Origin of the sequence: Nonomuraea sp. NPDC005650 (assembly GCF_040605375.1) — a bacterium.
In the GTDB taxonomy this organism is placed as follows: Bacteria; Actinomycetota; Actinomycetes; order Streptosporangiales; family Streptosporangiaceae; genus Nonomuraea.
This window is the reverse complement of sequence record NZ_JBEXCR010000001.1, coordinates 343,165-369,278: the sequence shown is the minus strand read 5'-3', so window position 1 is coordinate 369,278 and position 26,114 is coordinate 343,165. Positions and strand designations below refer to the sequence as shown.

Sequence of the window (26,114 nt, the reverse complement as noted above, 5' to 3'; positions counted from 1 at the left end):
CCCGATCAGCCGATCCGCTCGCGGCGGCCCAGGATGCCCTGTGGCCGGACGAGGAGCACGATGATGAGTACGCCCAGCGCGCCGAGGCTCTTGAGCTCCGGCGGCACCCACAGGGTGGAGACCTGGATGAACAGGCCCACCACCAGCGAGCCGACCAGGGCGCCGAACGCGGTGCCGAGCCCGCCGAGCGTCACGCCGGCGAAGATGAGCAGCAGGATGTCCTGGCCCATCGTGTATTTCAGGCTCTGCGACAGGCCGAGCATGATGCCCGCCAGCGCGGCGATGGCGCCGCCCGTGGTCCAGATGATCCGGATGACCTGGTCGACGTTGATGCCGGACGAGGCCGCGAGCGCCGGGTTGTCGGCCACGGCGCGGGCCGCCTTGCCGGTGCGGGTGCGCATCAGGGCCAGGCCGACGATGATCAGGACCGCGAGCTCGATGCCCATCGCGACGAAGTTCTTGGGCGCGGCCGAGATGGGGCCGACCTGGATGCCGGGCTGGGCGGTGTACTGCGCGAAGGCCTCGTTCTGACCGCCGAAGAAGATCAGGAACACGTACCGCAGGAAGAGCGCCACGCCGATCGAGATGATCATCATGGCGATGGTGCCGGTGCCGCGCTTGCGCAGCTGGCCCCAGAACAGGCGGTCCTGCAGGTATCCGAGCATGCCGCCGACCACGACGGCGATGATGGCGGCGGGTATGAGATGCAGCCCGAAGCCCACGTTGAACGCGTAGGCGAGGATCGCGCCGAGCGTGACCAGCTCGCCGTGGGCGAAGTTGGTCAGGCCGGTCGTGCCGTAGATGAGCGACAGACCGAGCGCGGCCAGGGCGATGATCAGGCCGAGGTTCAGGCCCTCGAAGGTCAGCTGCGCGGCCGTCGACCAGAACGAGCTCTCGCCGCCGGCCTCCTCCTGCTGCTGCCCCGGGGCGCCCTTGGCTTCGAGGGCGAACAGGACCGTCGAGCAGTTGCCCTCATAGACGGTCGGTGTGCGGACGTTGTTGCCGCCACGCACCTCCGAGTTCTGCGGAAGGCTGCTGACATCCAGGGTGACCTTGTACTTACCGGGTTTGTCGACCTGAACGTCCCAAGTGCCTTGTGCGTTGCTCGTGACCTCCTTGACGGGTTGTCCGCTCTCGGTGGTCACGGCGACTTTGGCGCCGTTCACTGGCTGGCCTTGGAGTTTGAGTGTTCCCCTCAGTCCCTGGCAATCGGCGGGCCCCGCGTGAGCGGGGCTGGCCAGCAGGAAGACGAGTCCACCCAGGAAGGCCGTGAACGCGATCACGGCTCTGCGCAATGGTGCTCCCTCAAGTAGGTCAAGGCGGGGTTGTGCCCCTCCATCTCGACACGCGCGCATCGCAGGCACAACTGGGATGCTGTGGCGGGAGCTTATTCTGGTGACGCCCGGTTCAGTATCGTTCGTCACCAATTAGTGACATGTGTGTGTCACTGATGTGAGGAATCAACAAGCCAGGTCAGGGGCTAAATCGGGGTAGACGCCTGGCGGCTTTGCGGATCGAATGCGTAACGATCGCCGTAAATGCTGGACGAGCCCGCGAGGTCGGCGTTTGGGGCCGTGTAGGGCTTCCCCGGCCGCACACGTTTTCTACTAAGCCTCCCCGCGGGCTCGCGTTCGGACCACCGTATCCATCTACGGGTGCGGCGCGCAAAGGGACGGTAGTTTCACCTGTCGCGCAGCATGCACGTGAGACGCGAGGTACAGACGAGTTTTCCCTGCTCGTCAGTGATTTCGATGCCGTACGTCGCCAATGTCCGGCCGCCGTGCAGCCGGGTCGCCACGCCCGTGACGTGCCCGGCGCTCGCCGAGCGGTGGTGGGTGGCGTTGATCTCGATCCCCACGGCGATGCGCTCGGGGCCCGCGTGGATGGCGGCCGCCACCGAGCCCAGCGTCTCGGCCAGCACCGCCGAGGCCCCGCCGTGCAGCAGGCCGTAGGGCTGGGTGTTGCCCTCGACCGGCATCCGGCCCACGACCCGCTCGGGGCCGGCCTCGAGGAACTCGATGCCCATGCGGTCGGCCAGCGTGCCCTCGTGCACGGCGCCGTACACCGAGAAGTCCATGGGGTTGGTCTGCGTCAAAGGGACGTCTCCACTCTTCCGAGCTCAGGTTTTCTGTCGCAGACGCAGACTAGGCTGCGTGTGTGCCGAAGAGTGAAGTGACCCCCAGCCGCCCGCGCCTGTTGCTGCTTGACGGGCATTCCCTGGCCTATCGCGCTTTCTACGCGCTCAAGGACGCCAACCTGATGACCACCGATGGTCAGCACACCGAGGCGGTCTACGGGTTCACCTCGATGCTGACCAACGTCCTGCGCGACGAGCAGCCGACGCACGTGGCGGTGGCCTTCGACAGGTCGGAGCCGACGTTCCGCCACGAGGCGTACTCCGAGTACAAGGCCAACCGGAGCGAGACGCCGGAGGACTTCCGCGGCCAGATGCAGCTCATCTACGAGCTGCTCGACATCCTGCGCGTCCCGCACCTGTCCAAGGCGGGCTTCGAGGCCGACGACCTGATCGCCACGCTCGCCACCCGCGCGGCCGGCGAGGGCATGGACGTGCTGATCGTCACCGGCGACCGCGACGCGCTGCAGCTGGTCAACGAGCACATCACCGTCCTGATGACCCGGCGCGGCATCAGCGACATGACCAGGTTCACGCCCGAGGCCGTCGTCGAGAAATACGGCCTGACCCCGGAGCAGTATCCCGACTTCGCCGCCCTGCGCGGCGACCCCAGCGACAACCTCCTGAGCATCCCGAGCGTGGGGGAGAAGACCGCCGCCAAGTGGGTGCGCGAGTTCGGCTCGCTGACCGCGCTGGTCGACCGGGTCGACGAGGTCAAGGGCAAGGTCGGCGACAAGCTGCGCGAGCACGTCGCCCAGGTGCTGATGAACCGGCGCCTGACCGAGCTGCTGCGCGACGTCCCGCTGGAGGTCGACCTCGGCGACCTCACGCAGGGCGCCTGGGACCGCGAGGAGATCAACAAGCTGTTCGACTCCCTGCAGATCCGCGGCGAGCTGCGCGAGCGCGTCTTCAAGGTGCTCGGCTCCGGCGAGCAGGAGCCCGAGCAGGGCTTCGAGGTCGAGACCGTGCTGCTCGGCCCCGACCGGGTGCCCGGCTGGCTGTCGGCGATGCCCGCGGGCCGGGCCGGGCTGGCCTTCAAGGGCGCCTACGGCAGCGGCACCGGCCGCATCGACGCCATCGCCGTCGCCTCGCCCGACGGCACCGCCGCCCACATCGACCCCGTCAAGCTCACCGAGGCCGACGAGGCGGCCCTGCGGGCCTGGCTGGGCGACGAGAGCAGGCCCAAGGCCGTCCACGACGCCAAGGGGCCCATCCTGGCGCTCTGGGCGCAGGGCATGGAGCTGCGCGGCCTGAGCTGTGACACCGCGCTGGCGGCCTACCTGGCGATGCCGGGGCAGCGCACGTTCGCGCTCGAAGACCTCGCCAGGCGCTACCTCCACCGCGACCTGCGGGCCGAGGAGGAGTCCAACGGGCAGGCCGCGCTGTTCGGCGACGACGAGGACGCCCCGGCCAAGGACCTCGCGCTGCGCGCCCACGCCGTGCGCGAGCTGGCCGACTCCCTGGAGACCTTCCTGGCCGGGCGCGGCGGCACCCAGCTCCTGGCCGACGTCGAGCTGCCCCTGCTGAGCGTGCTGGCCGAGCTGGAGCGGGCGGGCATCGCCGTCGACGGCGAATACTTCGCGGGCCTGGAGGCCGAGTTCGGCGCGGCCGTCAAGCACGCCGTGGAGGAGGCCCACCGGTCGGTCGGCGAGCAGTTCAACCTGGGCTCGCCCAAGCAGCTGCAGGAGATCCTCTTCGACCGGCTCAGCCTCCCCAAGACGAAGAAGATCAAGACCGGCTACAGCACCGACGCCGACCAGCTCGCCTGGCTGGCCACGCAGACCGAGCACGAGCTGCCGACGATCATGCTGCGCCACCGCGACCAGCAGAAGCTGCGCACCACCGTCGAGGGCCTGATCAAGGAGATCTCCGACGACCGGCGCATCCACACCACGTTCAACCAGATCGTCGCCGCCACCGGCCGCCTGTCCTCCGAGAAGCCCAACCTGCAGAACATCCCGATCCGCACCGCCGAGGGCCGCCGCATCCGGCAGGGCTTCGTGGTCGGCGAGGGCTACGAGACGCTGCTGACGGCCGACTACAGCCAGATCGAGCTGCGCATCATGGCCCACCTGTCGGGCGACGAGTCGCTGATCGCGGCCTTCGAGTCGGGCCACGACTTCCACCAGGCCACCGCCGCCCGCGTGTTCGACCTGCCGCCCGAGCAGATCGACGGCGAGCTGCGGGCCCGCATCAAGGCCATGAACTACGGCCTGGCCTACGGGCTGTCCGACTTCGGGCTGTCCGGCCAGCTCAACATCCCGGTGTCGGAGGCGCGGGCGCTGAAGGAGGAATACTTCACCGAGTTCGGCGGCGTGCGCGACTTCCTGCAGGCCATCGTCCAGCAGGCGCGCACCGACGGCTACACCGAGACGATCATGGGCCGCCGCCGTTACCTGCCCGACCTCACCAGCGACAACCGCCAGCGCCGCGAGATGGCCGAGCGGATGGCGCTCAACGCCCCCATCCAGGGCTCGGCCGCCGACATCATCAAGGTCGCCATGCTCCACGTCCACCAGGCCATCCGCGAGGAGAAGCTGTCCTCCCGGATGCTGCTGCAGGTCCACGACGAGCTGGTGTTCGAGGTCGCGCCAGGGGAGCTGGAGCGGCTCACGCAGCTCGTGCGCGACCAGATGAACGCCGCCTACCACCTGCGCGTCCCGCTGGAGGTCTCCGTCGGCGTCGGGCGCACGTGGGAGGACGCGGGCCACTGATTGATCATCTCTTTCGGCTAACCTGGACTAAATTTCACTAGGCGGCCAGGAGTTCTGTGCGGTTTCCAGCGTCCTTCACGCGGATCATCGGCATCGCCAACGTCGTGGTGGTAACGGTGGCCGTCATCGGCCTGAGCCTCTTACCCTCCGAGCCGCGCCCCCACGCCAAGCCGGACGACGTGGCCAAGGTCCAGGGCAGCGTCGCACCGCCGAGCCTGGCCCCGGTGGGCGAGCCGCCCGGGGTCGTGGCCACGCCCGACTTCGCCCGCCAGGTGCACGCCAACGAGGCCGGACTGGTGCCGGTCCTGATGTACCACCGGATCCTCGCCAAGCGGCTCGCCTCGATCGACCGGACGCCCGACCAGCTCAGGAAAGAGCTGGAGAAGCTGGCCAAGCAGGGCTACGTGCCGATCACCGCCAGAGACTTCGCCACCGGCGACATCAAGGTGCCGGCGGGGAAGTTCCCGGTGGTGCTGACGTTCGACGACGGGCACCCGAGCCACTTCGGGCTCGACGGGAACGGCAACCCCAAGAGCGGCACGGCCGTGGCCGTCATCCAGGAGGTGGCCAGGAAATACCCGTCCTTCCGGCCGGTCGCCACCTTCTGGATCAACCGGGAGCCGTTCGGGCTGACCGACCGGCAGGCCCAGGAGACCGCCGTCAAGTGGCTGGTCGACCACGGGTACGAAGTGGCCAACCACACCTGGAACCACCCCAACCTGCGCGTGCTGCGCAAGAAGAAGGTCCGCGAGCAGATCGTCCGGATCGAACGCCTGCTCAAGAAGCTCGGCGTGCCGGAGTCGCGGACCATGGCCCTGCCGTACGGGTCGATGCCCCGGCCGAAGAAGCTCGCCCGCACCGGATCCTGGGACGGCAGCAAGTATGATTTCGCGGGCGTCTTCCTCGCGGGTGCGGAGCCCTCACTTTCGCCCTACGCGAAAAAATTCGACCGGGGCGCCATCCAGCGCATCCAGAGCAACGGTAAGAAGGGCGAGTGCCGCAAGTGGTGCTCGCAGTACTGGCTGGAATGGCTGAACAAGCACCCCGGCGAGCGCTATGTCTCCGACGGCGACCCGGCCCGGATCTCCATCCCGGAGAAACTGCGCGGTAAAATCGTCGCCAAGCGAGGACTGCAGGTCAACGCGTATTGATTGCTCCCCGGATTGACCCAGTGGCGATGGTCTCATATGCTGATCGCTGCGCTGTGGGCTCGCGCGCGCCTCAGACGGAGCGGGCTCGCGCTCGGTCACGTCGATGTCGTAATTCCTCGGCTTGATGCGGAAGAGGGCCTGCCGCGCATCCGCCACATCGACATCCTGTCCGCGTTCGGAGCAATTCCACACATGACGTCCAGCACTGAGGCCACCTCGAGCACCCCGCAGGTAGCGGTCAACGACATCGGGTCCGAGGAAGCCTTCCTCGCGGCGATCGACGAGACCATCAAGTACTTCAACGACGGCGACATCGTCGAGGGCACCGTCGTCAAGGTCGATCGAGACGAGGTTCTTCTCGATATCGGCTACAAGACCGAGGGTGTCATCCCCTCGCGCGAGCTTTCCATCAAGCACGATGTCGACCCTGCTGACGTCGTGGAAGTGGGAGAGCACGTCGAAGCCCTGGTCCTCCAGAAGGAGGACAAAGAGGGCCGGCTGATCCTGTCCAAGAAGCGCGCTCAGTACGAGCGTGCCTGGGGCACGATCGAGAAGATCAAGGACGAGGACGGTATCGTCACCGGCACCGTCATCGAGGTCGTCAAGGGTGGTCTCATCCTCGACATCGGCCTGCGCGGCTTCCTGCCGGCGTCCCTGGTGGAGATGCGCCGCGTCCGCGACCTGCAGCCGTACGTCGGCCGCGAGCTCGAAGCCAAGATCATTGAGCTCGACAAGAACCGCAACAACGTGGTTCTGTCGCGCCGCGCCTGGCTTGAGCAGACGCAGTCGGAGGTCCGCCAGACCTTCCTCAACACCCTCCAGAAGGGCCAGGTCCGCAAGGGCGTCGTCTCCTCGATCGTCAACTTCGGCGCCTTCGTCGACCTCGGTGGGGTCGACGGTCTGGTCCACGTGTCCGAGCTGTCCTGGAAGCACATCGACCACCCCTCCGAGGTTGTCGAGGTCGGCCAGGAGGTCACGGTCGAGGTCCTCGACGTCGACATGGAGCGCGAGCGCGTCTCCCTGTCGCTCAAGGCGACCCAGGAAGACCCGTGGCAGCAGTTCGCCCGCACCCACCAGATCGGCCAGGTCGTGCCGGGCCGCGTCACCAAGCTGGTGCCGTTCGGCGCGTTCGTCCGGGTCGAGGAGGGCATCGAGGGCCTGGTCCACATCTCCGAGCTGGCCGAGCGCCACGTGGAGATCCCGGAGCAGGTCGTCCAGGTCGGCGACGAGATCTTTGTCAAGATCATCGACATCGACCTCGACCGTCGTCGCATCAGCCTCTCGCTGAAGCAGGCCAACGAGGGCGTCGGGGCCGAGGTCGAGTTCGACCCGACCCTGTACGGCATGGCGGCCACGTACGACGACCAGGGCAACTACATCTACCCTGAGGGCTTCGACTCGGAGACCGGGGAGTGGCTCGAGGGCTTCGACAAGCAGCGCGAGGAGTGGGAGCGGCAGTACGCCGAGGCCCAGACGCGTTTCGAGGCCCACAGGAAGCAGATCGAGGAGGCCCGCAAGGCCGAGGCGGAGGCCGGCGAGGCCGCTCCCTCGTCCTACAGCGGCGAGACGCAGGCTCCGGCCGGCGGCTCCTCCTCTTCGGCCCCGGCCAGCGGCGCGCTGGCCTCGGACGAGGCTCTCGCGGCTCTGCGCGAGAAGCTCGCCGGCGGCCAGAGCTGATCATCCGGCTCTGATCTGGCTGAATGCCTTTCCGGAAGGCCCCGCACCCGACGTGGTGCGGGGCCTTCCGCCTTTCCGGGGTGCCGGTGCCTCCCGGGGGCGGGTGCCGATGGCCGGTGTTTTCTGAAGGCGCCGGTGGCAATGCGGAAGGATCTTTGCCGCATTGGCTTCTACGGTTTTCCCCATGGAAGAGATCACGGCATTCCGCATCGACATCCCCCAGGAAGACCTCGACGACCTGCAGGCGCGGCTGCGGCGGACGAGGTGGGCGCGCCAGTTGCCCGGCGGCTGGAGCAGGGGCGTGCCTGTCGCGTACCTGAAGGAGCTGGCCGAGTACTGGGCCGACGGGTTCGACTGGCGGGCGCAGGAGGCCAGGCTGAACGCGTTCCCGCAGTTCACCACCGACATCGACGGGCAGGCGATCCATTTCCTGCACGTGAGCTCGCCCGAGCCCCGGGCCCTGCCGCTGATCATCACGCACAGCTGGCCGAGCTCCGTCGCCGAGTTCCTCGACGTCATCGGCCCGCTCACCGACCCGCGAGCGCACGGGCTCGACCCCGACATCGCCTTCCACGTCGTGGCGCCCTCCCTGCCCGGCTTCGCCTTCTCGCCGTTCCCCGAACCGGCCGACGAGCGGCCCTGGAACATCGAGCGGGTGGCCCGTACGTGGGCCGAGCTCATGCGCAGACTCGGATACGAGCGCTACGGCGCGCACGGCAACGACGCCGGGGCGCTGGTCACGCCGCAGCTGGCCGCGCTGGACGGCGAGCACGTCGTGGGCTCGCTCATCACGGCCGGGCTGGGCATCCCCACCGGAGACCCGGCGCAGCTCGAAGGGCTCGGCGAGAAGGAGACCGCCGAGCTGGAGGAGCTGACGTCGTGGATGAGCGGAGGCAGCGGCTACGGGCCCTACCTGGCGGCCAGGCCGCAGACGCTCGCGCACGGGTTCGCGGACTCGCCGGTGGCGCAGCTCGCGTACCTGGTGGAGCGGTTCAAGGAGTTCGACGGGTGGGGTTCGGGCGCCGAGCCGATCGACCGGGACCGGGTGCTCACGAACGCGGCCCTTTACTGGCTGACCGACACCGGCGGGTCGTCGTCGTGGACGTACTACGAGGGCGCCGCCGGGCTGCCGATCAACCAGAGCGCCGTGCCGACGGGCGTGACCCACGGCGGGCCCGCGCTGATGCGGCGGATCGCCGAGCGGGACAACGACATCGTGTACTGGGGCGACGCCACCAGCCCCAGCCACATGGTCGCCATGGCGGTGCCCGACTCGCTGGTAGCGGGCATACGCGCCTTTTTCCGGATGGTCCGCTGAGCGGGCCGCAGATTTTACCTTCGGCCCAGGCGAGCCCGCCGCCCCCGGGAACCGGCGCTGTCAGACTGACCTGCGCTGTTGACACCTACGACCGATTCTCAGGGGCGACGCAGTGGGCATGGTTCAGCGGGTGATCATCCTTGCCGTGGCCGCGCTGGCGGCCGCGGCCACCGCTACCCCGGCGGTGAAGGGCGCGGCCGTTCCCCAGTGGCAGGACTGCGGCGACGGGCTGCAGTGCGCCAAGCTGTCCGTGCCCGTCGACTGGGCCAGGCCGCGCGGCGCCCGTACCGAGATCGACCTGGCCAGGATGCCCGCGCAGGACCCGCAGCACAGCCGTGGCTTCCTGGTGGTGAACACCGGCGCGGCCTCCACCGTCCAGGGCGTGCGCGCCCAGCCGGAGAGCGTGAGCGAGCTGGCCAGGTGGTTCGACGTGGTGCTGATCGAGCCGCGCGGGGCCGGCGTCCGGTGCGCGGTGACCCAGCCCGACCCGACGCGCCTCGCCTTGGCCCCGGGACGGGCCGGATGGCGCGCCTACGCCCGCGACAACGCCGCCTACGACGAAAGCTGCCGCGCCGCCGCCGGGGCCGCCTACGACGGGCTCACGTCCTGGCAGGTCGCCCACGACCTCGACGCCCTGCGCGCCGAGCTGGGGGAGCCCCGGCTGCGGTACTTCGGCTCCTCCTACGGGGCCGTGTACGGCCAGGCGTACACGGAGCTGTTCCCGCACCGGGTCGGGCGGATGTACCTCGAAGGCGGGCCCGACCACACCGAGCCCGACCTGGCCGAGCGGCTGACCGCCCTGGCGCGGGCGGCCGAGCGGCGGCTGTTCGCCTTCCGCGACTGGTGCCGCGGGCATCTGGGCTGCCCGCTCGACGACGACGCCGTGGAGGTCTACGACGCCCTGGCCCGCCGCACGCCCCTGCACGCGGGCCCCGGCCGCTCGGTGAAGGCCAGACGCCTGGCCACGGCCGTCGCCGCCGGGCTGGCGCCGAGGCACTGGCCGGAGCTGGCCCGGGCCATGTCCGAGGCCAAGCAGGGTGACGCGAGCAGGCTGGCCGCGCTGGCGGCCGTTACCGCCCCGGCCGCGCCGGCGACCGCGTCGGGGTCCATGCTGTGCCACGACTTCATGCCGGACGTGCCGGGCTACCGGCGCCTCAGCGCCATGGAGGCGCACCTGCGCGAGGTGGCGCCGCGCGTGGGATGGCTGAGCGGCCGCTACGAGGTCGCCCGATGCCTGGGCGTGCCGCGCCGGGACGCCCCGAGCTGGCGCCCGCACGTGCCCGAACCGCGCCACGACCCGACGTTGCTGGTCGGCGTCGGACGGCTGGACGCCGGCGCGCGGCCCGCGGGGCCCGTCCCCGGGGCGGTCGTGCTGTCGCACGGCGACGGGCGCGACGCGTACCTGCTCCAGGGGGTCAGCCGGCTCCGCGCGGCCTGCCTGCGCACGCGCGTGCACGACTACCTCGTCAACGGGGCGCTTCCGGAGGAAGGCACCGAATGCCCCGGCGCGCTCACGGCAGGCATGTATTCGTGAGGGTTGAGCGGTAGGGTGCTGCGCGTGCTGATCGAACGGGCGACCGCGCCGGACGCGGGCGAGATCCTCACCGTGCAGCGGGCGGCCTACGTGAGCGAGGCCCAGCTGTACGGCGACCCGTACATCCCGCCGCTCGTCGAGTCGCTGGAGCAGGTCCGCAAGGTCATCGAGGGCGCCGTCGTGCTCAAGGCGCTCGACGCCGGCCGCGTGATCGGGGCGGTGCGCGGGCAGCTGTCCGGCACGACCTGCCTGGTCGGCCGGCTGGTCGTGGCGCCCGACCGCCAGGGCCAGGGCCTCGGCACGGCGCTGCTGACGGCCCTGCACGAGGCGGTGCCGGAGGCGGAGGCGTTCGACCTGTTCACGGGCCACCTGTCAGAGGCGAACCTCAAGCTCTACCGCCGTCTGGGCTATCGGGAGACGGGCCGGGAGCGGATGGACGATCACCTGACGCTGATCCACCTGCGTATGCGGCCAGATCGATCCCTTCCTCAGCCGTGATCACGGCGCGGCCCAGGTCGTCGTCCACCCAGTTCCACCCCCAGCGCCACTCCGAGCCCGCCGGGTGCTCGGCGCCGAGCCGGTCCAGCACGCCCTGGAGGGCGGAGACGGGCACGATGACCTGGTGGCGGCCTCGCCACGGCACGTGCACGGGCGGGCCGAGCGGCGGCGTGCGTACCCCGTGCGCGCGCAGCGCCTCGACCACCGCCGCCGGGTCCACCCCGAACAGGTGCAGCGGCGTCGGGCCCCGGTCCTCCTCGACGTCGTAGGCCAGGGCCATGAGCCAGTGTTCGGGCTCGGCGTGCCGGTCGCCCGCGGCCAGCGCCAGGCCGGTCGCGATGCCGTACAGCTTGTAGAAGGCGGGGTTGGCGAACCCGCCCGTCCCGTGCGCGGGCCTGGCGTGGTGCGGCAGGCAGCCGAGCGCCCGCTCGCGGTCCAGGCCCGCCCCGGCCAGCACCCGCGCGGCCAGGGACTCGCCGGCCAGCAGGGCGAGCACGACGTGCTGCGGCCCCACCCAGTCGTCCCCGACGGCCGCGGCCTGCTCGTGCGCGGCCCGTACGATCGTGGTCGTCATGCTTACGATGATGACCCCGTAGGCTTTTTCCCGTGTTGAAGACTGGGCTCACGGGCGGTATCGGATCGGGCAAGAGTGAGGTGTCGAAGCGGCTCGCGGCCAGGGGCGCGGTCGTGATCGACGCCGACAGGATCGCCCGCGAGGTGGTGGAGCCCGGCACGCCCGGGCTGGCCAGGGTGGTCGCCGTGTTCGGGGAGGAGGTGCTCCGCCCCGACGGCTCGCTCGACAGGGAGAAGCTCGGCTCCATCGTCTTCGCCGACCCCGAGCGGCTCGCCGCGCTCAACGCGATCGTGCATCCGCTGGTGGGGGAGCGGGTGGCGGAGCTGCAGAGCCGGGCGGCCGACGACGCGATCACCGTCTACGACGTGCCGCTGCTGGCGGAGAACCACCTGGCCCCCATGTACGACGTGGTCATCGTCGTCGACGCGGACGACGAGACCCGCATCCGGCGCCTGGCCGAGCACCGGAGCATGCCGGAGGCCGACGCCAAGGCCCGCATCGCCGCCCAGGCGAGCCGCGAGGACCGGCTGGCCGTGGCCGACATCGTGATCCCGAACGAGGGCTCGCTGGCCGAGCTGGACGCCCGGGTGGACGAGGTCTGGGCGGAGCTCACGAGCCGCGCCGGCCGCGGCTGAACGGGCCCGCTCCGGTGGGGGCCGGGGCCGCGTCGGCCTTGGCGCGGCTCAGAAGGGCGCGTCGAGCGGCACCTGCCGCACGCCCGGCAGGTAGCGGTCGAGCTCGCCCAGCTCGAACCGGGACATCCCGATCACGTGCCAGAACTGCCCGGCCGGCTCCCCCTGGATCTTGTACCGCCCGTCGGGAGCCAGCGCCGCCCACCCCTCGGCCAGCCCGAGCAGGGTCGCCCGCCGCTCGCCGCCCTCCCAGAGGATCACCACGCCGTCGTCGCCCGCGCTGGCCAGCAGGTCGGAGGCCGGGCTGAAGGCCACCGACCACACCCGGCGGGCGTGCCCGGCCAGCGTGTGCCGCGGCCGTCCGGTCGCGGTGTCCCAGACCCGCACCACCAGGTCGTCGCCGCCCGTGGCCAGCCGCTCGCCCGTGGCGTCGAACGCCAGGCTCCACAGCCGCCCCTCGTGCCAGAGCTCGTGCACCAGCCGCGGCTGCCACGGCTGCCCCGTGCGCAGCTCCCACACCATGGCCCGCCCGTCGTTGCCCGCGCTGGCCAGGTGGCGGCCGTCGGGGGAGAAGGCCACCGAGTAGACCCGGTCGGAGTGGCCCTTGAGCGTGGCCACCCGGCCGCCGGTGGCCACGTGCCACAGGCGCACCAGCCGGTCGTCGCAGCCCGTGGCCACGTACTCGCCGTCGGGGCTGAACGCGATCGAGCGCACCCGCCCGCGGTGGTCGGCCAGGTTACCCGCCAGCCGCCCGGTCGGGCGATACCAGATCTTGACGCTGTCGTCGTCGTTGGCCGTGGCCAGCAACTGGCCGTCGGGGCTGAACGCCTCGGCCCAGACGTGGTCGGTCTCGGCGCTCAGCTCGCGCTCGTAGTCGCCGGTGACGGCGTTCCAGAAGTGCACGCCGCCGTCGTTGCTGGCGGTGGCCAGCGCCGGCCCGGCGGGGGAGAACAGGGCCGAGATGAGCCGGTCGGCCGTGCCGGTGAACTCCCGCAGCCGCCGCCCCGTGCGCGGCTCCCACACGCGTACGACGCCGTCGTTGCCGCTGGTCGCCAGCATCGAGCCGTCGGCGCTGAACCGGACGGACGAGATGCGCCGCCCGTGGCCGCGCAGCACCCGCTGGCACTTGCCCGAGCCCGGGTCCCACAGGCGCACGGTGCCGTCGTTGCTGCTGGTGGCGATCTGCTGGCCGTCGGGGTGGAACGCGAACGGCCAGACCGAGCTGCGGTGGCCCGTCAGCTCGATCCGCTGACCGCCGCCGACCTGCTGGAGCCGGACCACGCCGCCCGAGTCGCCGCTGGCCAGCGCCTGCCCGTCGGGGCTGAAGGTCACCTGGTAGACGGCCGCCGCGTGCGTGGTGTGCACGCCCCGGGACTCGCCGGACGCCTCCCACAGGCGTACGGCGCCCGCCGTGTCGCCGGTGGCCAGCAGTGAGCCGTCCGGTGAGAACGTCACGCAGTAGACGCTGCCCGCGTGCCCGCTCAGCACGTGCAGCGGCGTCCACGTGGCGGTGTCCCACAGCCTGACGGTGCCCGCCTCGTCGCCGGTGGCCAGCAGGCGGAGGTCCGGGCTGTGCACGGCGCGGTAGACGCTGCCGCGGTGGCCGTCGAGCGTCTGCCGCACCTGCCCGCTCGCCAGGTCCCAGACGCGTACGACGCCGGCCGCGTCACCCGTCACCAGCATCGAGTGGCCGAACGACGCCGTGTAGATCGGCGCCTGGTGCCCTTCGAGCGCGTGCGCGAGCCGCCCGGTGGCCGTCTCCCACACGCGGACGACGCCGTCGCCGCCCCCGGCCGCCACCAGGTCGCCGGCCGGGCTGAGGCGCACCGGCCAGACGCCGTCGGCGTGGCCCTTGAGCGCGTGCAGGCGCTCGCCGGTGAGGGAGTCCCACAGCAGGACGGCTCCGTCGCTCGCGCCGGTGGCCAGCAGGTCGCGGGAGCGGGCGAAGGTGACCGCGTAGACGCGCCCCCGGTGCCCCTGCAGCGTGCGCACGGGCGCGCCGCCGACGCAGAGCAGCACGCCGCCGTCCTCGTTGCCGATCGCGATCGTGGAGCCGTCGGGGCTGTAGGCGATGGGCTCGGGCAGGCGGCTGGTCTGGAAGTGGTAGCCGTACGGGACGCCGATGCCGGCCGGCGCGAACTCCACCTCCACCGGCTGGCCGGGCACCACCGCCGCGCCGTGCAGGCGGGGCAGCGTGCCGGTCACGTTGATGAGCGAGGCCCGGTGCCAGCGGGCGCCCTCGACGGCCGCGTCGCTCAGGTCCACCTGGGCCAGCCGCGCCCCCGACAGGTCGGCGCCGGTCAGGTCGGCCCCGGTCAGCGTGGCGCCGTCCAGCCGCGCCCCGGCCAGGCTGGCCTCGCGCAGGGTGGCCCTGGCCAGGTTCGTGCCCGCCAGGGTGGCCTCGGACAGGTCGGCGCCGGTGAGGTCGACCTCGCTCAGGTCCCTGGCCGACAGGTCCTCGCCCTTCAGGTTCGCGCCGCGCAGGTCGGCCCGGGCGGGGGTGCGCAGCCTGGCGGAGATCTTGACCGCGTTCGCCCTGGACACGTCGTCGCCCGGCGGGTCGGCCGCCCACTCGCGCAGCGCCCGGACGTCGGCCAGGTCGCACAGGAACTCCATGGTCAGCGCCGACAGCGGCCTGCTGGACAGCAGCGCGAAGTTGTCGAGGGCGATGTGGCGGGCGATCAGCCACTCCATCACCGACGCGTGGATGAACCCGAACATCCCGTCCTCGGTCCGCACCAGCAGGCTGCCCGAGCCCATCCGGTACGCCGCGTGCGCCGCCGACAGCTGCCCGTCGGACAGGTCCGTCAGCGTCTCGCCGATCTCGGTCAGCTCGTCCACGCCCAGCAGCGACTCGCCGCTGTCCCACAGCCGCATCGCCAGCGCCGTCACCGCCTGCCACAGCTCGTCGACGGTCAGCGCCGCGGCCGAGCCGGGGACCCCGGCCCGCCGCTCCTCGAAGGCCAGCCAGGAGCTGAGGATCTCCTCGTACAGCAGCGCGGGGCTGATGGTGTGGCGGGCGCCCGCGACCGTACGCAGCCGGTCGGCGTCGAGGTCGGCGATGAAGCTCAGCATGCGCGGGTTCTGGGCCAGCGCCAGCAGGTCCTTGATCTCGCCCATCAGCGACATGCGCGCGCCGGCCTCGTCGCCGTCGACGAACCGGTTGGCCAGGTAGGAGCGGATCTGGTCGTGCGTGAAGTCCTCGACGGTGAGCACCCGCCGCTGCGGCAGCACGCCCACCATCTCCCCGAGCGAGGTCAGCACCTGGCTGTGCGACTTGAAGTGCTGGGTGCGGCTGGCGACCACGATCTTGGCTTTGTCCTCGGCCGCCGCCAGCAGTGTGGCCAGGTGATCGGCCGCCCGGTCGAACGTCAGCCGGGTCACCAGCTCGTCGAACCCGTCGAACAGCAGCACGATGCGCCCCTGCCTGAGCAGGTAGCGGAACGCCTTGAGGTCGATGAACTCCTCGCCGTGCCCGGCCAGATGGGCGGCCACCAGCGCGTCCACGGAGTGCGCCTTGTCCAGGGCGCGCAGCTCGATCAGGATCGGCGTCAGGTGCGGCAGCTCGGCCGGGATGCGCCGGGCCAGCTCCCGCAGCGCGAACGTCTTGCCGTGGCCGAAGTCGCCGAGCAGCAGCAGGAACCTGCCGTGGTCGGTGGCCAGCAGCCGCATCAGCTCGTCGGTCAGGCCGTGCTTGACCTGGCCGCCCGGGCGGTCGAGCTCGCGGTAGCGCTGCGGCACGTACAGGTCGGGCGGGTAGCGGCGGTCGGCCGTCACCCTGGCCGTCTGCTCGGCGACGTAGCCGGTCAGGTCGAGCAGCCCCTGGAACTCGGTGAAGGTGCGCAGCCGCACGCCCCTGCGCATCAGGTCGTCGCGGACCGCGCGGGCGGCGGGCGGGCCCTGGTAGACCAGCTCGGCGGCCAGGCCGGTGGCGTGCGCCTGGCGGACGAAGCCGTCTGCGGCGCTCTCGGTCAGCTCGCCCACGTGCGCGCCGATCATCGTCTGGCGGACGAAGCCGTCTTCCGGGTGGGTGACCACGAGGTGCGCGTCGAAGCGGCGGATCCTGGCCCGTTCGTGCCTGGCCTCGCAGACCTCGGCGATGCGGTCGAGCAGCAGCTCGACCGGGCTCGGCGCGCGCTCGTCCGGCTTGGGCGCGGGCGGCTCGGGAGCCGGGCTCTCGCCGGTGAAGGTGGCCCGCACGGCCTTCCACCGGTACGGGGCCGGCTCGGGCTCGTCCGCGTCGGGCTGCCAGATCCGCAGGCCGTCAGGGGTGATCTCGACCACCTGGTGCCGCCCGGAGCGCGGCGCGGCGATCACGCCCTCGGCCCGGTGGGCGGACCCGCCGTGGAAGAGCAGGTTGAGCCGGTGGGCCAGCAGCCGCTCGAACGCGGGCGCGTCGCGCAGCTCGCCCGGCGGATGCCCGACCGCGCCCAGCCGCAGCCACGCGCCCTCCTCGTACGGCCGCAGCCGCTCGGCGAACCAGGCCGCCTGCGCCTCCCCGAGCTGCGCGTACGCGTCGCGTTCGAGATGGCTCATCGCCATCGTCGAGTTGAGCCCCGCCACGACCACCTTCAGATCGGGCACCTCGAACAGCGTCCACGGCTGCCCGCCGTCGAACACCCGGTCGTCCAGCCCCTGGTACACCTCGCCGAACAGCCCGGCGAAGTGCCGCCACTTGGGCCAGTAGGGCGGCTGCGGGCTCACGTCGTCGGCCTCGCAGGTCATGAAGTACGCGCTGGCGGCGGCCTTGGTCACGTCGCGCGGCCCCGGCAGCAGGATCAGCCGGTGCGGCTCCAGCCCGATCAGCAGCCGCAGGTCGGTCACGAACCGGGTCGCCTGCCCGAACTGCCCCAGGCTGCCCGACTCGGTCAGGTCACCGGTGACCAGCATGAGGTCGGGACGCGGCATGCCCCGGTCGTACATGGCGGTCAGGTCCGCCCAGATGCGCGCCTGCATGTCCTCGGGCGTGAACGGCTCGCCCGGGTCGGGCAGCGCCCGGCCGAACCTGGGGCCGCCGATGTGCAGCACGCTGATCGACCCGCGCCCCCGGTCGGCGCTCGCCGCCGGGGGGAACTTCGGCGCCGACACCGGCGTGCGCCGCGCCCTGGCCCGCTCGCCCGGCGGTGGGAGCGTCGGGACGGGCGCCGGCACGCTGGAGCCGTCGGGGAACGCGGGCGCCGACTCCGGCTTGGCCCGGCCCGCCATCGCCTCCCGCACCCTGCCCAGCAGCAGCGCCCTGGCCTGCCCGGAGTCGGTGACGCCGAGCAGGTCGACCCAGGTGATCGTGGACAGCAGGCCCTCCAGCTGGACGTCCTCCAGCCGGATCGTGACGAGCTTGTTGGAGGGGTTGTCGGGGTCGGCCCGCAGCGCGGCCTGCCACTCCATCCGGCCGTAGCGGGAGCTCAGATAGTGGCGCGAGAGCACGGCCACGACCAGGTGCGCCTCGCTGACCCCACGGTCCATGAAGTCGATGAAGTTGGTGCCCGGCACGAAGTCCCAGGCCTGGATCATGGTCTTGTAGCCCGCCGCCTCGAGCTCCCACGCTATCCAGGTGGCCCACGCCGTGTCGGCCGGGGAGTAGCTGACGAAGATCTCGGTCGGCCTGCCGTCACGCGCCATGAGGCCAGTATCCCCTGTAGGGCAACGGGTTTCAGCAGTGTGCGATCATCTACGGGTGTGGCGGCGTTTTGGGGTGCTCGACCTGATCAGGTTCGGGCTGCTCATTCTCGGCGTGGTCTTCGTGTCGACGGGGCTGCTGCCGTGGGAGGAAGCGCTCGCCAGCCTGGATGAGATCTGGCCGCTGCTGATCTTCCTGGTCGCGATCATCGTGCTGGCCGAGCTCACCAAAGAGGCCCAGGTCTTCGACGCGATCGCGGCGAGGATGGCGGTGCTCGGCCGCGGCAACTACGCCGCCCTCTTCTTCCTCTGCACAGCCTTCGCGTCTTTTATCACGATATTTCTGAATCTGGACACGACGGCGGTCCTGCTCACCCCCGTCATGCTCGCCCTCGCCCCCAAGGCCCGCATCGCCGCCCTCCCCCTGGCCATGACCACGATCTGGCTGGCCAACACCGCGAGCCTGCTGCTGCCGGTCTCCAACCTGACCAACCTCCTGGGCATGGAGAAGATCGGCCTGGACGCCCAGGAGTTCGCCGCGCGCATGTGGGCCCCGCAGCTCGCCTCGATCGCGGTGACGATGGCGTTCCTGTGGGTGTTCTACTGGCGCCGCGGCGAGCGGCGCGACCTGCGCTACACCCCGCCGGTGCTGGAGCCGGTGGCCGACCGCGTGCTGTTCGGCGCCGCGTCGGCGGGCTGCCTGCTGTTCATCGCGATGCTGCTGCTCAAGGCGCACGTCGCCATCGCCGCCACGGCGGCGGCCGCGATCGTCGTGGCGGCCTTCCTGGTACGCGCCCGCGGGCGCCTGACCTGGAGCCTCGTCCCATGGCAGCTCGTGATCTTCGTGACGGGGCTGTTCCTGGTGGTGCCCACGCTCAGCAGGCACGGCCTGTCCGACCTGATGACGTGGATGGTCGGCACGGAGGGCGACCCCTACCGCACGGCCGCCGTCGGGGCCGGGCTGTCCAACGCCATCAACAACCTGCCCGCCTACAAGGCCGTCGAGATCGTCATCCCGGCCACCGGCCAGGACCAGCTGCTGGCCCTGCTGGCCGGCACCAACGTGGGCCCGGTCATCACGCCGTGGGCGTCGCTGGCCACGCTGCTGTGGTTCGAGTCGTGCCGCCGCCACGAGGTCACGGTGCCGATGCGCCGCTTCCTGCTCACCGGCACGGGCCTGGCCGTGGTCGGGCTGCTCGCCACCGTGTGGGCCCTGGTCCGGTTCGGCTGATCAGGCGGCGGCCAGCGCGTAGGCGCCGGCGACCGCGTCCAGCGCCCAGCGCATCCGCACGACGTACGTGTCGGGGTGGTCGCCGGCCTCCTGGGCCACGTAGGCCGCGCACCCGGCCGGGTCGCCGCCGCACCGGCACAGCCGCGCGTCCACGGCCTCGCGGATCTGGAACGCCGACAGCCGGTCGGACGGCTGCAGAGCGGTCGTGAAGAGCACCTGCGCCAGCTCGGTCGTGGTCATCATGTCGAGCCCCTCTCCCTTGTGCCGTTCTCTCCAAATAGACCTCGGACGGGAGCGGAACTCATCGGCGAAGGACACACCTGTTCTGCGGACTTTTCCTCATTCGAGCCCGAGGACGGACAGGAGCCCGGGGAGGGCACGGGGATGCGCGGCGACGAAGCTGCGGTCGTCGGCGGTGCCGTCGATGCACTCCTCGAACGGGCCGCCGTCCAGCGCCCTGATCTCGATGCCGGCCTCCCGGGCGAGCAGCGCGCCCGCGGGCAGGTCCACCGCCTCGGCCCGGTAGCCCACGATGCCGTCGATGTCGCCGCGCGCCAGCATCGCCCACGACAGCAGCGGCGCCCACAGCTGCAGCACCCGCCGCGCGTTGAGCTCCAGCGCCGACCGCAGGGCCCGCACGGTCGCGTCGTCCCTGGTCACGCCGTAGCCCTGGGTCCAGGCCAGCAGCGGCCCGTGCGGGCGCCGCGCGTACGGGGGCGCCAGGCGTACCCCTGAGGACGACCCCGCCGCGGCGGACAGCGCGCCCCGCCCGCGGACGGCCGACCACGTCCGGGCGGAGACGGGGTCGTGCACCACGCCCAGCACGGGACGCCCGCCCTGGCACAGTGCCACGCCCACCACGTAGGCGGGCAGGCCGATCGCCACGTTGTTGGTGCCGTCGAGCGGGTCGACCAGCCACGTCCACTCGCCGCCCGCGGCCCCCACCAGCCCCGACTCCTCGGCGATCACCGTGTGCGACGGGTAGGCCGTCAGGATGCGCTCCAGCAGCAGCTTCTCCGAGGCCAGGTCGAGGTCGGTCACCACGTCGCCCGCGTCGCCCTTGGCCCGGACGTCGACCGCGCCGCGCATGCCCTCCTGGAGCAGCGCTCCCGCGGCCTCGGCGGCTTCGACGGCGACCGTGCGGGCGTGATCCAGGTCCATCGGGTGCCTCTCAGGTCAGGTGAGCGGTGATCAGACGGACGGCCAGCTCGGTCTCGCGGGCGTCCAGCGGCTGCCTGGCCACGTGGTGCGGCCCGCCGCCCAGCGGGCCGAGCGACAGGTCGCGGCTGCCGGGCCGGCCCCGCCCCAGCGCGATCGTGGCCGCCTCGCCGCCCTCCGGCACGACGCTGCTGTGGAAGCGGTCGGCGGCCAGCGTGTAGGTGTCGCCGGGGCCGAACACCTCCACCAGGCCCGTCGCGTGCCGCACGGTGCGCCCCGTTGGTGAGATGCGGTCGCCGTCGGCCCCGCTGACCACCTCGAAGACCCGGTGCGTGGCGTCCGGGCCGGCGTCGGTGACCACCGCGTGCACGTTGCGCACCTGGCCGTACAGGACGTGGCTCACCAGGTCCCAGCTGTGGCAGTGGATCTGCGAGGTGGTGCTCTCGGCGTGCGCGAACGTGTCGGTCCACAGGTGGACGCATACCCCTTCGCCGCCGTCGCGCTCCAGCGGCAGGCACACGAATCCGAGCGGGTGGCGCACGGCGGTCAGGCCGCCGGACGAGAGCGTCTCCAGCGCCCACGACCTGGCCCCGCCCCCGAGCACCCGCTGCTGGACGCCGTTGTGGCTCATCACGCACCGTCTCGAGGCTGCGGCTCCCCGTAGGGATCCATCGCCCGCAACGCCTTGCGGGCGATGTCGACGACGTCACGCCCGTTGTACGACTTGGGCAGGGGGATCCCGACGCGCTCGAACAGCTCCTGAACCTCCTCGATGGTGGGCTCGTCGCTCAGCGGCACCTTCTTGTACATCTCCAGCGGCACCCGCCGCGCCTGCTCGAAGCTGAGCCGCAGCTCGGTGTCGCAGTTCTCGTAGAAGAACGTGCCGGCCAGCGCGGTCATCGCCTTGTTGGGGTCCTCGACCGTCATGATCAGGCGGCTGGCGGACACGTCCCAGCGGAACGTGGTCATCGTCGAGGACAGGCCCACCGCGATGTCGAGCAGCCCGTAGCGCTGGCGGTGCCAGAAGGCGGCCAGGATCGTCGCGTACGACTCCTTCCTGGCTCGGTCGGTCGTCCACGTCTCGCCGGTGCCGTCGGGGGCGTCCGACAGCGAGCGGCGGTAGTGGGCGTACGTCTCGCACACCTCCAGGTTGGCCGGGTCGATCACCTCGACCCTGACCGTGAGGTGGCGCTTGTCCCTGCGGGCCGCCGCGACGCACTCGGGCAGGGTGACCGCGCGCAGGTAGGTGCCGGTGCCGCCCTTGAAGCTCCACCTGTGGGTGTCCTTGCGCGCCTCGGCGTGGGACTGGGCGATCTCCTGCTTGCTGCCGAGCACGCGTACGAGCTGGAGCACGTCGAGGGCCTTGCGGGTGCTGCCGACCAGCGACTCGATCTCCTGCAGCCGCGCCAGGCGCGCGGGCAGCTCGGCCAGCGCGCCCGAGGTGATCGTCTCCTCGACCGGGGCCTGGCGCGCGCGGTCGCGCAGCAGCGCGGTGGCCACCAGCGCCATGATGACCAGGGACGCGGCGTTGACCAGCTGGGACTGCACCGCGTCGGGGACGATCTCGTTGGGCAGGACGCCCACGATGCCGATCACGATCGCGAGCACCAGCGCGATGGCGCCGTCGGCGTTCTGCCCCGCCCACGGGGCGACCCGCTTCATCGCCGCCACGAACCGTGTCATCGCTCGCCCCGCCGTTCGACGATCATTCAGTCCCCGAGGTCATGGTAACGACCGCGCCAAGCGACCACCAGTAACGCAAAGCTAGGGACTTTATTGCCTCGAACCCGCGCGGGGGTCGTCGCTAGCATCGGCTCGCATGATCATGGATCCCGAGGTGCTCGGCTACTACGAGCAGGGCGGTGAGCGGACCAGGCTGCGGCAGGGGCGCAACCGCCTGGAGTACTGGCGCACGCGCGACGTGCTGTGCCGCGTCCTGCCGCCGACGCCCGCGAGGGTGCTCGACGTGGGCGGGGGCACCGGCGCGCACGCCGAATGGCTGGCCGACGACGGTTACGAGGTCGAGCTGATCGACCCGGTGCCGCTGCACGTGCGGGAGGCGTCCGCGCTGCCGGGGGTGAGCGCCCGCCTGGGCGACGCCCGCGACCTGCCCGCCCCCGACGGCGGGGCCGACGCGGCGCTGCTGCTCGGCCCGCTCTACCACCTGCCCGAACGGGCCGACCGCGTCCGCGCCCTTTCCGAGGCCAAGCGCGCCGTACGCCCGGGAGGCCTGGTCGTGGCGGCCTTCATCAGCCGCTTCGCGGCCGTGCACGACGGCGTCTACCGCGGCTTCCTGCTGGACGAGGAGCAGCGGGCGGCCGACTACCGGGGCCTGGAGACGGGGGTGATGATCTCGTTGAGGCCGGGCGGGTTCCGCGGCTACTTCCACCAGCCCGACGAGATCCTGGGCGAGTTCGCCGACGCCGGGCTGGCGCGGCCCCACCGCTACGGGCTGGAGGGCGCCTTCTGGCTCTACGGCGACGTGGACGACTGGCTGGACGACGACGAGCGGCGCGAGCTGCTGCTCGACGCCGCCCGCCGGCTGGAGTCGGAGCCGTCGCTCCTGGGGGTCAGCGCGCACGTCCTGGCGGTGGCCACCGTCTGACCGCGGGCCCCGGCCGTCAGGCGGACCGCTCGCCGATCCGCGGGAACGGCCTGGTCGAGAAGACCACCTCCACCGGCACCCCGAAGTATTCGGCGATCCGCAGCGCCAGCAGGAGGCTCGGGCTGTATTCGCCCCGTTCCAGGTAGCCGACGGTCTGGTAATGGACCCCCAGGGCGTCGGCGAGCTGCCTGCGGGTCACGTTCCGCTCGGCGCGCAGCAGCGCGATGCGGTTGTAGACGGTCTCGCCCATCGAGCCTCCTTCGAGCTCTCTTAGCGCCCATCAATTCCCCAGATAGTAGCCCTGCTACATAGATAGCACTCCTACTACGGGACGTAATAGACATATGACATGCATTGCAAGCGAACAGTAAGTCGCACCCGATACGGTCGGATTCGCCTGTAGCGGAAAAGGAAGGTTCCATGTCACGACCCAGAGAGGCACTGATCCAGGCAGGTCAGGGCATAGCCCAAGCAGTCGCCCAAGGGGGTGACATGCGGCAGGCGATGGGGCAGGCCATGGGCCAGGTCGTCGACCAGGCGGGGCAGTTCGCGGGCCAGGCACGCGGCTTCGCGCTGAACCCCCACGACTTCGCCGCGGCCCGCGACGGCGGGGCGTCGGTCGGCACGGCCATCGAGGCCAGGTCGGCGTCGCTGAACGAGGCCGGCGAGATCGTCAACCGCAGCTTCACCGAGAACGGCATGCACGTCATCTCGCCGGTGGTGATCCCCAAGGGCAGCACCGCGAAGGTGATCGTGCCGCTGGGCATCCTGGTGGTGCTCGGCCTGATCGGCGCGCTCGGCAACGTCATCCCCAACACCGATCTGATCTTCGGCCCCCACTACTGGGTGGTGCTGGTCCTGGCGGCCGCGTTCCTGTGGTGGCGGCGCAGCGTGGTGATGGTGCCCGAGGGCTGCAAGGCGCTGATCACCCAGTTCGGCAAGCTGGTGCACATCGCGGACCCGGGCCGGGTGACGCTGTTCAACCCGTGGAAGCGGGTCAGCTACATCGTCAACACCACCCGCGAATATCCGTTCAACGCGCCGATCAGCGAAGCGCCGACGCAGCAGGGCGTCAAGGCCAGCGTGGACCTGTTCCTGCAGTTCAGGATCGAGAACCCGGCGGAGTTCATCTTCGTGCTCGGCTCGGTCAGCGGCTTCCAGTCCAAGCTCCAGAACGCCATCAGCGAGGTCACCCGCTCCCTCATCTACGCCCAGCGGGCCGAGGAGATCTACGACCTGGTCGGCGAGAGCACGGTGGGCATGCTGGACAGCCTCAACCAGCAGTTCCTGCCGGCCGTACGGCTCACCGACGTGAACATCACGCACGCCGAGCCGTCCAGCCAGGAATACCGGATGGACCTGGCCGCCCCCGAGATGGTCCGGGTCGCCAAGGAGGCCTACACCTACGAGTACGAGCTGCAGCTGCGCAAGGAGCAGAACGAGGGCGACCTGGTCAAGGAGCTGGCCGGGCTGCAGGAGACGCTGAGCGCCATCCAGGCGGAGATCGCCGGCTACCAGGCCCGCATGGACACCGCGCTCGAGCGCGCCAGCCACCAGGCCACCGCGCAGGCCAGGCAGCGCCTGGTCGAGGCCGAGTCCACGGCCAACGCCAACTCCGCGCTCCTGGAGGCGCAGGCGCTGGACATCAGGGCGCTGTCGGCCGCGGAGGCGCCCGAGATCCTCGACTACCGCTTCCAGCAGGACCTGCTGAACAAGCTGGAGTCCGTCGCCACCAGGCTGCCGCAGGTCGTGCAGGTGGGCGAGCAGACCGACATCGACTTCCTGGCCCTGGCCCAGCAACTGGTGGGCGGCAAGGACGCGGTGCTGTTCTCCGCCGAGGACATGGCCGCCATCCGCGGCAGGCTCGACGAGATCGGCGCGCGCGTGCAGGGCCGCGAGGCCGAGATCGCCGCCCTGCTCAAGAAGGCCACCGCCGACGTGACCGAGCCCCAGGCGGCGCCGGAGCCCGACGCGGACCTGGCGCGAACCGTCGAACGCCTGCTGCCCGGCAAGGGGGAGATCTGAGATGAGCCGCGAGTTTTCGAAGATCAAGGAGTCGCTGGCCTCCTGGGGTGACATCCGCCAGCTCCTGCGCGGCGGCGAGCAGGGCCAGCTCGTCCCCGTCGTGATCCCCAAGGACCGGCGCGGCTTCGCGTGGATGGCGCTGGTGTTCCTCGGGCTGTACTTCGCCGGGATGGCGGTCCTGACCGACCTCACCGTGATCGCCGCGCTGCTGGCGCTGTTCTTCCTGTTCGTGGCGATGGTCACGATGTGGCGCAAGGCGATCATCGAGATCGAGGAGGGCACCACCGGCGTACGCAGCCGCTGGGGCGCCATCACCGGCACCCTCCCGCCGGGCCGCCACTACCTGTGGCTGCCGTGGGACCGGGTGGACGCGGTCGTCGACACCTCCACGGAGATCCCGTACTCGGCGCCGATCGTGGCCTGCCCCACGGCCGAGAACGTGCCGCTGAAGTCGATCGAGTTCTTCCTCAAGTTCCGCATCGTGGACCCCGTCGCGTTCGTCCGCACGATCGGCGCCGGCAACTTCGACCTGGTGCTCTCCAGCGCGGTGCAGGACGCGATCAGGCAGCGCAGCCGCCGGGTCAACACCGAGCGCGCCTACGACCTGCGCGGCTCCGACGTCGGCGACATGCAGGACGCGCTCACCCGCCAGCTCGGCCGGTACGGCGTGCGCATCACGGGCGCCAACATCCCCGACGTCCAGCTGCCCGACCAGTACCAGCAGCACCTGGCCACCCGCGAGAAGGTGGCCAAGGAGCTCTCGGCCTACGAGCGCGAGTGGGAGCTGACCCGCAAGCGCCGCATCGACACCCTGCTGATGGAGATCGAGCGCTCCAAGAAGACCCGTGACGCCCGCGTCGTCGAGGTCAAGGCCGCCCACAACAAGGCGCGCAAGGACGTGGCGCGCATGCTGGAGGAGCAGGAGACCGAGGCACAGCGCGTGACGTGGGAGATCGAGGCGCGCGGCCGGGCCGAGCTGACCGCCGCCGAGAACGAGGCCAAGGCGCTGCGCCGGCTGGCCGAGTCGTACCGGGACAACCGGGCCGTGCTGCAGTACGAGCTGGCCCGCAGGCGCCTCGACGTGGGCGCCAAACTCGCGGAGAACGCACCCCAGCCGCTGGTCGTACGCACCCAGCAGGGCCAGTCGGACTCCGCGCTGTCCACCCTCCTCCTTGCCCAGTTGCTCCCCCGCATCTCGGGCACGGGTACCGCTCAAGTGAACGGCCACTCACCTTCCGCTTAGGAGA

Annotated in this window: 20 protein-coding genes; 11 read left to right on the top strand and 9 right to left on the bottom strand. The window is 71.2% G+C overall.

Features of this window, described 5'->3' with window-relative positions:
* Positions 1-5: 5 nt before the first annotated feature.
* Together ABZS69_RS01695 and ABZS69_RS01690 are read right to left on the bottom strand one after the other, a co-directional pair.
* Positions 6-1,166, bottom strand: coding sequence for a branched-chain amino acid ABC transporter permease (locus tag ABZS69_RS01695; RefSeq protein WP_355364694.1), 1,161 nt, complete (start codon positions 1,164-1,166; stop codon positions 6-8).
* A 515-nt stretch (positions 1,167-1,681) separates the two neighbouring features.
* Entirely contained in the window at positions 1,682-2,077 is a 396-nt protein-coding gene (locus ABZS69_RS01690) for a hotdog fold thioesterase (protein ID WP_355365305.1), read from the bottom strand.
* A gap of 80 nt (positions 2,078-2,157) precedes the next feature.
* Between ABZS69_RS01690 and polA the strand changes: the two genes are divergently transcribed.
* From polA to ABZS69_RS01660, 6 genes are all read left to right on the top strand, one after another.
* Entirely contained in the window at positions 2,158-4,848 is a 2,691-nt protein-coding gene (polA, locus tag ABZS69_RS01685; RefSeq protein ID WP_355364691.1) for a DNA polymerase I, read from the top strand.
* 56 nt (positions 4,849-4,904) lie between these two features.
* A complete protein-coding gene (locus ABZS69_RS01680; protein ID WP_355364688.1) occupies positions 4,905-5,999 on the top strand; it encodes a polysaccharide deacetylase family protein in 1,095 nt (364 codons plus the stop codon).
* A gap of 192 nt (positions 6,000-6,191) precedes the next feature.
* A complete protein-coding gene (gene rpsA, locus ABZS69_RS01675) occupies positions 6,192-7,676 on the top strand; it encodes a 30S ribosomal protein S1 (protein ID WP_355364685.1) in 1,485 nt (494 codons plus the stop codon).
* Positions 7,677-7,860: 184 nt separating this feature from the next.
* A complete protein-coding gene (locus ABZS69_RS01670; RefSeq protein ID WP_355364682.1) occupies positions 7,861-8,994 on the top strand; it encodes an epoxide hydrolase in 1,134 nt (377 codons plus the stop codon).
* A gap of 130 nt (positions 8,995-9,124) precedes the next feature.
* Complete coding sequence (locus tag ABZS69_RS01665) at positions 9,125-10,528, top strand: alpha/beta fold hydrolase (RefSeq protein WP_355364679.1); 1,404 nt, start codon at positions 9,125-9,127, stop codon at positions 10,526-10,528.
* Positions 10,529-10,555: 27 nt separating this feature from the next.
* A complete protein-coding gene (locus ABZS69_RS01660) occupies positions 10,556-11,026 on the top strand; it encodes a GNAT family N-acetyltransferase (RefSeq protein WP_355365302.1) in 471 nt (156 codons plus the stop codon).
* Here the strand turns inward: ABZS69_RS01660 and ABZS69_RS01655 are convergent.
* Positions 10,914-11,600 (bottom strand): Clp protease N-terminal domain-containing protein, encoded by a 687-nt coding sequence (locus tag ABZS69_RS01655; protein ID WP_355364677.1) that lies wholly within the window; start codon positions 11,598-11,600, stop codon positions 10,914-10,916. The two genes, ABZS69_RS01660 and ABZS69_RS01655, sit on opposite strands and share 113 nt — an antisense overlap.
* A 32-nt stretch (positions 11,601-11,632) precedes the next feature.
* Here ABZS69_RS01655 and coaE point away from each other — a divergent pair, with 32 nt between their 5' ends.
* Positions 11,633-12,235 (top strand): dephospho-CoA kinase, encoded by a 603-nt coding sequence (coaE, locus tag ABZS69_RS01650; protein ID WP_355364674.1) that lies wholly within the window; start codon positions 11,633-11,635, stop codon positions 12,233-12,235.
* Between the two features lie 48 nt (positions 12,236-12,283).
* Here coaE and ABZS69_RS01645 read toward each other — a convergent pair whose 3' ends face one another.
* Positions 12,284-17,851, bottom strand: coding sequence for a TIR domain-containing protein (locus ABZS69_RS01645; RefSeq protein ID WP_355364671.1), 5,568 nt, complete (start codon positions 17,849-17,851; stop codon positions 12,284-12,286).
* 55 nt (positions 17,852-17,906) lie between these two features.
* Between ABZS69_RS01645 and ABZS69_RS01640 the strand changes: the two genes are divergently transcribed.
* The gene (locus ABZS69_RS01640; RefSeq protein ID WP_355364668.1) at positions 17,907-19,079 is read left to right on the top strand and encodes an SLC13 family permease; all 1,173 of its coding nucleotides are present in this window, start codon (positions 17,907-17,909) and stop codon (positions 19,077-19,079) included.
* Here ABZS69_RS01640 and ABZS69_RS01635 read toward each other — a convergent pair whose 3' ends face one another.
* From ABZS69_RS01635 to ABZS69_RS01620, 4 genes are all read right to left on the bottom strand, one after another.
* Positions 19,080-19,322, bottom strand: coding sequence for a hypothetical protein (locus ABZS69_RS01635; protein WP_355364665.1), 243 nt, complete (start codon positions 19,320-19,322; stop codon positions 19,080-19,082).
* A gap of 96 nt (positions 19,323-19,418) precedes the next feature.
* Positions 19,419-20,240: an inositol monophosphatase family protein gene (locus ABZS69_RS01630; RefSeq protein WP_355364662.1), complete on the bottom strand. Its 822-nt coding sequence runs from the start codon at positions 20,238-20,240 to the stop codon at positions 19,419-19,421.
* A 10-nt stretch (positions 20,241-20,250) separates the two neighbouring features.
* Positions 20,251-20,868 (bottom strand): hypothetical protein, encoded by a 618-nt coding sequence (locus ABZS69_RS01625; protein WP_355364659.1) that lies wholly within the window; start codon positions 20,866-20,868, stop codon positions 20,251-20,253.
* A complete protein-coding gene (locus ABZS69_RS01620) occupies positions 20,868-21,920 on the bottom strand; it encodes a hypothetical protein (RefSeq protein ID WP_355364656.1) in 1,053 nt (350 codons plus the stop codon). Before ABZS69_RS01620 ends, ABZS69_RS01625 begins: the two co-directional genes overlap by 1 nt.
* Positions 21,921-22,056: 136 nt before the next feature.
* Here ABZS69_RS01620 and ABZS69_RS01615 point away from each other — a divergent pair, with 136 nt between their 5' ends.
* The gene (locus tag ABZS69_RS01615) at positions 22,057-22,842 is read left to right on the top strand and encodes a methyltransferase domain-containing protein (protein WP_355364653.1); all 786 of its coding nucleotides are present in this window, start codon (positions 22,057-22,059) and stop codon (positions 22,840-22,842) included.
* Between the two features lie 16 nt (positions 22,843-22,858).
* On the opposite strand, the gene ABZS69_RS01610 is transcribed toward ABZS69_RS01615, so the two are convergent.
* A complete protein-coding gene (locus ABZS69_RS01610; RefSeq protein WP_355364650.1) occupies positions 22,859-23,092 on the bottom strand; it encodes a helix-turn-helix transcriptional regulator in 234 nt (77 codons plus the stop codon).
* A gap of 170 nt (positions 23,093-23,262) precedes the next feature.
* Here ABZS69_RS01610 and ABZS69_RS01605 point away from each other — a divergent pair, with 170 nt between their 5' ends.
* The gene (locus ABZS69_RS01605) at positions 23,263-24,867 is read left to right on the top strand and encodes an SPFH domain-containing protein (RefSeq protein WP_355364647.1); all 1,605 of its coding nucleotides are present in this window, start codon (positions 23,263-23,265) and stop codon (positions 24,865-24,867) included.
* A 1-nt stretch (position 24,868) separates the two neighbouring features.
* Positions 24,869-26,110, top strand: a complete 1,242-nt coding sequence (locus ABZS69_RS01600) for an SPFH domain-containing protein (protein ID WP_355364644.1) — start codon at positions 24,869-24,871, stop codon at positions 26,108-26,110.
* Positions 26,111-26,114 lie beyond the last annotated feature (4 nt).

Bases quoted from the DNA above. Each gene is read 5' to 3' on its own strand.
- ABZS69_RS01690 (WP_355365305.1), bottom strand. From the start codon at position 2,077: ATGGACTTCTCGGTGTACGGCGCCGTGCACGAGGGCACGCTGGCCGAC.
- rpsA (WP_355364685.1), top strand. From the start codon at position 6,192: ATGACGTCCAGCACTGAGGCCACCTCGAGCACCCCGCAGGTAGCGGTC.
- ABZS69_RS01670 (WP_355364682.1), top strand. From the start codon at position 7,861: ATGGAAGAGATCACGGCATTCCGCATCGACATCCCCCAGGAAGACCTC.
- ABZS69_RS01655 (WP_355364677.1), bottom strand. From the start codon at position 11,600: ATGACGACCACGATCGTACGGGCCGCGCACGAGCAGGCCGCGGCCGTC.
- ABZS69_RS01645 (WP_355364671.1), bottom strand. From the start codon at position 17,851: ATGGCGCGTGACGGCAGGCCGACCGAGATCTTCGTCAGCTACTCCCCG.
- ABZS69_RS01635 (WP_355364665.1), bottom strand. From the start codon at position 19,322: ATGATGACCACGACCGAGCTGGCGCAGGTGCTCTTCACGACCGCTCTG.
- ABZS69_RS01630 (WP_355364662.1), bottom strand. From the start codon at position 20,240: ATGGACCTGGATCACGCCCGCACGGTCGCCGTCGAAGCCGCCGAGGCC.
- ABZS69_RS01625 (WP_355364659.1), bottom strand. From the start codon at position 20,868: ATGAGCCACAACGGCGTCCAGCAGCGGGTGCTCGGGGGCGGGGCCAGG.
- ABZS69_RS01620 (WP_355364656.1), bottom strand. From the start codon at position 21,920: ATGACACGGTTCGTGGCGGCGATGAAGCGGGTCGCCCCGTGGGCGGGG.
- ABZS69_RS01615 (WP_355364653.1), top strand. From the start codon at position 22,057: ATGATCATGGATCCCGAGGTGCTCGGCTACTACGAGCAGGGCGGTGAG.
- ABZS69_RS01610 (WP_355364650.1), bottom strand. From the start codon at position 23,092: ATGGGCGAGACCGTCTACAACCGCATCGCGCTGCTGCGCGCCGAGCGG.
- ABZS69_RS01605 (WP_355364647.1), top strand. From the start codon at position 23,263: ATGTCACGACCCAGAGAGGCACTGATCCAGGCAGGTCAGGGCATAGCC.
- ABZS69_RS01600 (WP_355364644.1), top strand. From the start codon at position 24,869: ATGAGCCGCGAGTTTTCGAAGATCAAGGAGTCGCTGGCCTCCTGGGGT.